Annotated in this window: 7 protein-coding genes; 1 reads left to right on the plus strand and 6 read right to left on the minus strand. The window is 41.3% G+C overall.

What is annotated here, in order from left to right; genetic code table 11:
• The 5 genes from AC1DUA_RS15970 to AC1DUA_RS15990 form a co-directional block, all read right to left on the minus strand.
• Positions 1 to 663, minus strand: a 663-nt coding sequence (locus AC1DUA_RS15970; RefSeq protein ID WP_477500711.1) for an HlyD family secretion protein, incomplete at its 3' end; no start/stop codon positions are given.
• A gap of 12 nt (positions 664 to 675) precedes the next feature.
• On the minus strand, positions 676 to 1,692 hold the full coding sequence (locus tag AC1DUA_RS15975; protein ID WP_477500712.1) for an ABC transporter permease: 1,017 nt from the start codon (positions 1,690 to 1,692) through the stop codon (positions 676 to 678).
• A complete protein-coding gene (locus AC1DUA_RS15980) occupies positions 1,689 to 2,429 on the minus strand; it encodes an ABC transporter ATP-binding protein (protein WP_477500713.1) in 741 nt (246 codons plus the stop codon). The genes AC1DUA_RS15975 and AC1DUA_RS15980 overlap by 4 nt, the downstream gene beginning before the upstream one ends.
• 708 nt (positions 2,430 to 3,137) lie before the next feature.
• Positions 3,138 to 3,905, minus strand: a complete 768-nt coding sequence (locus tag AC1DUA_RS15985; RefSeq protein ID WP_477500714.1) for an SDR family oxidoreductase — start codon at positions 3,903 to 3,905, stop codon at positions 3,138 to 3,140.
• 75 nt (positions 3,906 to 3,980) lie between these two features.
• Complete coding sequence (locus tag AC1DUA_RS15990; protein ID WP_477500715.1) at positions 3,981 to 4,634, minus strand: TetR/AcrR family transcriptional regulator; 654 nt, start codon at positions 4,632 to 4,634, stop codon at positions 3,981 to 3,983.
• Positions 4,635 to 4,727: 93 nt separating this feature from the next.
• Here AC1DUA_RS15990 and AC1DUA_RS15995 point away from each other — a divergent pair, with 93 nt between their 5' ends.
• The gene (locus AC1DUA_RS15995) at positions 4,728 to 5,663 is read left to right on the plus strand and encodes an NADP-dependent oxidoreductase (protein ID WP_477500716.1); all 936 of its coding nucleotides are present in this window, start codon (positions 4,728 to 4,730) and stop codon (positions 5,661 to 5,663) included.
• Between the two features lie 122 nt (positions 5,664 to 5,785).
• Here the strand turns inward: AC1DUA_RS15995 and AC1DUA_RS16000 are convergent, their stop codons facing one another.
• Entirely contained in the window at positions 5,786 to 6,928 is a 1,143-nt protein-coding gene (locus AC1DUA_RS16000; RefSeq protein ID WP_477500717.1) for a zinc-dependent alcohol dehydrogenase, read from the minus strand.
• Between the last annotated feature and the right edge of the window lie 179 nt (positions 6,929 to 7,107).

A 7,107-nucleotide genomic window follows, 5' to 3' on the forward strand; every position in this document is an offset into this window, starting at 1 on the left:
CTCGTAGATTGCCGTAGCAGCTGCCACTTCTTGTGGCCGCGGCCCTTTTTCAAGTTGAGCTAATTGGGCTTTAGCCGCTTCCAACTGGGAGCGAGTTACGGCGGTCTGTTTCTTGGTTGTGTCCAGCTTGTAAGCAGAGCTGTTCAATTCATCCGTGCTTAGTTCTCCCTCTTGATACAAGTTCAAGGATTTATTATGCTGGGTCGTTACATACTCCAGTGTGATTTGTGCTGCGTTAAATGATTCCTCGGCAACTGATACATTGGCTTTTCCTTGCTCTATCTGCTCCACCTTGGTGCCTGCCAATACAAGATCCAGTTGCGCTTTGGCTGCTTCTGCCTGAGCTTGAGCTTGTTTTACCTGCTGTGGTCTTGTTCCGGCTTGCAGCTCCTCCAGCTTGGCCCTCTTCATAGATACCACCGCTTCTAATTGCTCAACAGCGTATTTTTGATTAATCGGGTCGATAACAGCTAGAATATCGCCTTTTTTGACCTGTTCTCCTTGCCCCTTATTCATCTCTATGATTTTTCCGGCCACCGTGCTGACTGCAGACATTTTGTTGAATTCAATGCTTCCTTTTATATCTGCCCCAGCGCTGCCGGTTCGAAATGAACAGCTTGACAACAACAGAGCTATAACGATCCCTAACGCAGCTTTTTTCATTCTGTACCCTCCTTAAATGGAACGATATCTCTTAAGAACCATGACATTGGCTATGATAAACAACAAACATAATCCTGTTAGCACCAGCACATCGCCTTGTATGTCATGCCACCCTTTACCACGAATCATGATGTTTCTGAGTGCGTCTGCTATATAAGTTAACGGCATGATCCGACCGAAGGTCTGAAGCCAGGAAGGCATCGTACTGATATCAAACAAGCCGGAAAAAAAGATCTGTGGAACGACAACGATAGGGATAAACTGAATCATTTGCAGCTCATTATTCGTAAATGCCGATATGAAAATGCCTATCGTTAGCGCAACCATGGCCGTTAACACGGTAATCAGCAACACCAGAAAAAATGATCCAACCATCATGAGATGAAGGACATAGACAGAGTACAGAGCGATAAGTGTCGATTGTACGATAGTAAACACACCGAAGCCTAGTACGTACCCCATCACGATTTCCCATCTCCGCAGTGGCGTGGCCAGCAACCGTTCGAGTGTGCCGGAGGTTCGTTCACCTAGAAAAGAAACGCCAGCAATCAGAAATACGAAAAAGAATACGAAAAAACCGATGAGGATAGGGCCAAAGCTATCAATAAAAGACATGTTCGCATATCCATATACGTAGGTTATGTCCATTTTCATCAGTGAGGTGGGTTGTTGAGTGATCTTTTGTAACAACATAAGGACAGCCTTGCTTTTGCTGGGATCGCTTCCCTCCAATAGAACGTGCGGGACTCCATTCTTAAAGTTAATGACCATATCCAACTGTGAATGATGAATAGCTTCTTCTGCTTCAACTTCGGAATAAAAAGCTACCTTTGCATCCTCATTGTCCAAATTAGTTACGAAATTTCGCGGTGCATTCACAATTCCGATTTTGGGGTGGTAATCTGATCCGCCGAAAATGAGAGACATGAAGGTCATAACCAGCATCGGAGCGACAACCATTAACGCGATAGTCCGTTTATCATGCTTGAGCTGAAGCAAAATGCGAATCATAATCGCGCGAATTCTCATTTAGGTTTACCCCCATAATATAAGAATGCTTCCTCAATGGTTTGGGAGTCTGCTGCACGCTTTAATTGCTCTGGAGTACCAAACGCGATCAAACGACCATCGCGAATCATGCCGAGTGTGCCGCACTTCTCTACCTCATCCATGACATGAGTCGTAACAATGATGGTGGTTCCTTGTTCCTTCAGCTTCCGAAGTTCCTCCCAGACTGCCCTTTTTAAGATAGGATCAATCCCGACGGTAGGCTCATCCAGAATGAGTATGGGAGGCTCATGTATTAAGGCAATAGCAAGGGAAAGTCTTCGCTTCATCCCTCCTGAATAATGTTTGACTTGTTTTTTGAGATGAGCGGATAAATCAACGAGTTCCATGACTTCCTGCATACGTTGTTTTTGCTTTGATTTAGAGAGTTTGTACATAGAGGAAAAGAACATGATGTTCTCCGCAGCCGTTAACTCGCCATACAATGCATCCGCTTGAGCCATATAACCGATCTGATTCATCATCGCAAGTTTCGGCATTTTTTCATCAAGTACATAGACTTCCCCACTGGTTGCATGATCGACGCCGTTAATCAGTTTGATGATGGTAGATTTCCCGGAGCCAGATGGCCCAAGTAGTCCAAGGATTTCTCCATAAGCTATTTGCAAGTTTATATCGTACAACACCTGTTTTTTTCCGAAGCTTTTATTCACATTCTTCAGTTGAACACAATAAGATATGGGATTCTCGGTATCCATTGTCCCCTCCTCCTTAGGAATAGGTGTAACTACCGTAATAGGCTTGTTTCGCATTCACGAGGGTAGATAAATGAGTGTTCACTCATTTATCTAAGTTTAACATGGAGTGATGACTTTTGAAAAGTGAGTAATTACTTGTTGGGTTGCAGTAGATTATGTATTCAATAAACTCTCAAGATATGCTGAGATGCTAAAAACTGAACCCTCCTGAACCCTTCTCTTCTCTTCAAAATAAAGCAAAAATAGCCGCAAATTACGCGGCAATTAATAAGATAATGTGCTTAGGTTAGGGGTTGTCGGCGAAAATATTATAGAAGTGTTGAAATGAATCTAGTCTTTGGTTTGAATGTGTCAAAAGGAGAAAGCCATGGTACCTTCATATCTACCATAAGTAAAAGACAATTGCGGGGAAAAATAAGTTGTTCATTAGTAGTAACGACATAGAAGAGCAGCACACGAACGTAATTATGGAGGCAATGCTGATAAAAGCAGAAATCAAGTAAATGTTATTATTAACAATAAAATTTCTCATATGCACCCTCTCTAAAATTTGTAATTTACAGCATAATAAAGCAATGAATAAATACTTAAAGCTCTTGTTCCACGATTAATAGCATGAAATATTCCACTAACAGAACACAAAAGCAAGTAATTCACAGGTGACAGTTACTTGCTTTTGTTATAAGCATATTTACAGACAGCTCAATTTCACAAGTTATCGAGCATACCTTTCATTAGGTTATGCATCCTTACACCGGTCTCGTCAATTTCATCTCTGGACATGCGCATCGCCTTCGCAGAACTGCCGTATCCTATCTCCTTCTTACCTTCTTTCAGTCCTTCGAAAATCCCGTCTGCGAAAGCATCTAACGGTTCTCCTTGCGCGTGTAAGCCGGCTCCCCCTAAATCAGTATTCACTGCTGGAGGAACGACTTCTATCACTTCTACTGATGAATCGCTTAGTTGGTTTCTTAGACTCATAGTAAATGAATGAAGCGCCGCTTTAGTGGCTGAATAAATCGGGGCAAACATGGCTGGCGTAAAAGCCAGCCCCGATGTTACGTTTAGGATCGCTGCCTTTTCTTTCTCAGCAAAGAATGGTGCGAACAACATAGAAAGATGGACAGGTGCTTCAATATTAGAATTGATTTCTTTACTAAAATAAGACCAATTGTTCTTGGCATCTGCTTTTAGAATATTAAAGCGCTGTTGAATCCCTGCATTGTTGACTAATACACTTATTTCCGGGTAATTAGTGGTTACCCATTCAAACAGAGCTGAGCGTTCCGATTCACTCGTTAGATCACAAACTCTCGTAATAACATCTGGTAAGATTTCTTTGGCTTTTTTAAGAGCCTCCTCACGCCGACCACAAATGATGACTTGATTCCCCTCTTTAATAAAGCGTTCCGCAAAAGCCAGGCCGATGCCGGAACCTCCGCCAGTAATTAGAATAGTGTTTCCCGAAAGTTTCATATCCTACAACTCCTTTTATATTAGGTTTCTAGCTTATTTTACCCACAATCATCCAGATCAACTTTACGCATTGCATTAATTCGGAAATGTTTTCTTCCCGAACCCTTCCATCATCATTCGCACGGCATCTTCGATTTCTTCTTCGCTGATGGAAGATTTATTCAATAATACGAAATTAGATGCAAACAACCCACTGATATACGTCATGCATATAGTCATGATCCGTTCCGTAGGAAGATCAATAAGTTCTCCGCGTTGTTTGGCCGAATCGATAAGTGCTGATAACTTTGGCTTGATAACCTCCGATATATACGGAAGCAGATCATTTTTCAACTCTTCGTTATAAAAGATTTCTTTAATGAGGATTTGGAAAATTTCCTTATTCTCCGAAACGAAATCGTTACGATCCTTTAGAAAAGCCTTTATAAAGGCTTCAAAGCTAGTATTGGAATCATTAAATTGACTAAAAACTTTATCTATTTTGGTAGGAAAAAAGTCTTTCAAATTAGTAACGATAAGAGACAACAACAACTTGTCTTTCGTACCGTAATTTTTGAAAATGCTCGCTTCCGACACCTCCGCTGCTTTAGCAATTTCTGCTGTGGAAGTGTTGAAATATCCCTTCTCGGCGAATAACCGAATTGCTTCTTCAACGATCCTTTTTTGTTTGAGGCTAGGTTCTCCCTTGTAACGCATTTGAATTTCTTTGAACAAATTGCGGTTAGACAATGAGATACTCCTTTCTGTACGAATTAAACATCTCAACTAGTGAGTAAGTGGTTACTAACCACTTTATATAAGAAAAACGAGGTGCATCTAATCATGAAAGCAGTAAGATTTCATCAATACGGCGCAGCAGATGTTCTTCAATATGAGGAAGTTTCTATTCCAGAAGTAAGTGCAGATGAAGTACTAATTAAGGTTGCAGCAACAGCGTTCAACCCAGCAGATGCTTTTATTAGAATGGGTGCTTTGAAGGATTTCCTGCCATTGAAACTTCCTTTCACTCCGATGGTGGACGTATCTGGTATCATTGAGAAAGTTGGTGATTCCGTTACGGGGCTAAACGTAGGGGATCAAGTTTTTGCATTCCTCGATATGACTAAAAACGGCGCGGCCGCGGAGTATGTAGTCACTAAAGCCGTTGATGTTGCTTTAGCTCCTAAAAGCATTCCTCTTCAGGATGCTGCAGCAATCCCAGCGGGAGCGTTGACGGCTTGGCAAGGACTATTTGATCTCGGAAAATTACAGTCGGGACAACGTGTACTAATTACAGCGGCTGCTGGCGGGGTAGGATCTTTTGCTGTTCAACTAGCGAAATGGAAAGGTGCTTATGTGATTGGCACAGCTTCTGAAAATAGCTCATCTTCTTTAAAAGAAATCGGGATCGATGAAATCATCGATTATAAGAATGAATCCATAGATGAAAAAATAACTGAGAAAGTTGATCTTGTTTTCAACCTCTCCCCGCTTTCTTCAGACGAAGTTACAAAATTACTGCCTATTATCAAAGAAGGTGGCACACTCGTTTCGGCCTCAAATCCAGCAAACGAAAGTGTAGCTAAAGACTTAGGCGTTCATGCAATTAGAATGGCTGTTCAGCGCAACGCTGAGCAATTGTCTCAAATCGCTTCGCTTGTAGATAGTGGGGATGTTAAACCGTACATTACAGAGAGGTTGCCAATTAGTCATATTGTATCCGTGCATGAGAAGTTAGGACATATGCGTGGGAAAGTCATACTTCTCGTAGAAGAATAACAAGTATAATTTACTTCTTAGCAGCAAAAAGAAGTGAAGCTGAAGATCAGCTCACTTCTTTTTATTTGTCGACGAATAAAATAAAGCCGACCAAATTGATTATCACATGTAAATTTTTCTTATCATGGTTTTAAGATAATCTTGATTGCGTTATCCTCTTTATTATTAAAGATCTTATAGGCGTGCTCAGAGTCATTTAGATGAATCCGATGACTGATAATATCAGTCGGGTCAAACACACCTTCCTTAATCTGACGATACAATTCAGGCATATAATGAATAACAGGAGCTTGTCCCATTTTCACTGTAATATTACGGCTAAACAAGTCGCCAAAGGGGAATGCGTTATAGTTCATGCCATAAACTCCAGTTACTTGTATCGTGCCTCCTTTGCGAACAAGTTTAGTAGCCATTCGGAAAGCCCCAAGTCCGCCACCTTGTAACTTAAGCAAAGTTTCCACCTTTTCGACAAAGGTCTTTTCAGAATCCAGTCCTACGGCGTCAATAACTACATCAGCTCCACCACCTGTCAGGTCTGTTAGATACTGCAGAAGATCGTCTTGTTTTTTGAAATTGAAAACTTCAACATGGTTCGTTTTACGGGCATGCTCCAAACGATAATCAACATGATCAATTGCTATGACTCGTTTTGCGCCTTTCAGCCAAGCAAATTTCTGCGCCAACAGACCAACGGGTCCACAGCCAAGGATTATAACGGTATCGCCAGCTTTCACCCCTGCATTGTCAACACTCCAGTAGGCAGTGGGTACAATATCTGAAAGAAAGAGGATTTTCTCATCTTCCATTTCAGCATCCTCAGGCACTTTAAAAGGAATGAAGTTCCCATAAGGTACACGAAGCAACTCTGCTTGCCCGCCCGCGTACCCTCCAAACGTTTCGGAATAACCGAAATACCCTCCTGTATCACCATGTAGATACTCATTTGAGTTATCACATTGACTTTCCAGTTGGTGTGTACAATACCAGCACTGACCACAGGCAACGTTAAAAGGAAGAATCACTCGGTCTCCCTTCTTCACTTTCGTTACATCTTTACCAATTTCCTCGACAATTCCCATTGGCTCATGGCCGATAATGAAGTCATCTGGCATATTGGGAATTTCCCCGTTATAGAGATGAAGGTCCGAACCACAAATGGTCGTTGTAGTGATACGTACAAGGATATCATCTGACTTCTCTATTTTTGCATCAGGTACTTCTTTGACTTTCACATTCTTCATTCCTTGGTAAGTTAAAGCTTTCATTTTGATCACTCCCTTTAGTATCTGCGTGGTCCTATTCTTTGATCAATTTTCTATTATCTTTTGGTTTCAAAGCTTGTAGTACTTTGTTGTGCTGGGTAATTTACCTTTAAAAACGTAAATCTCCGATATTATTATCATGTTTAAATAAATGCATACAGCCATATTGGGATTGATTTAAT

It is taken from the genome of Paenibacillus sp. 01T422, assembly GCF_056398785.1.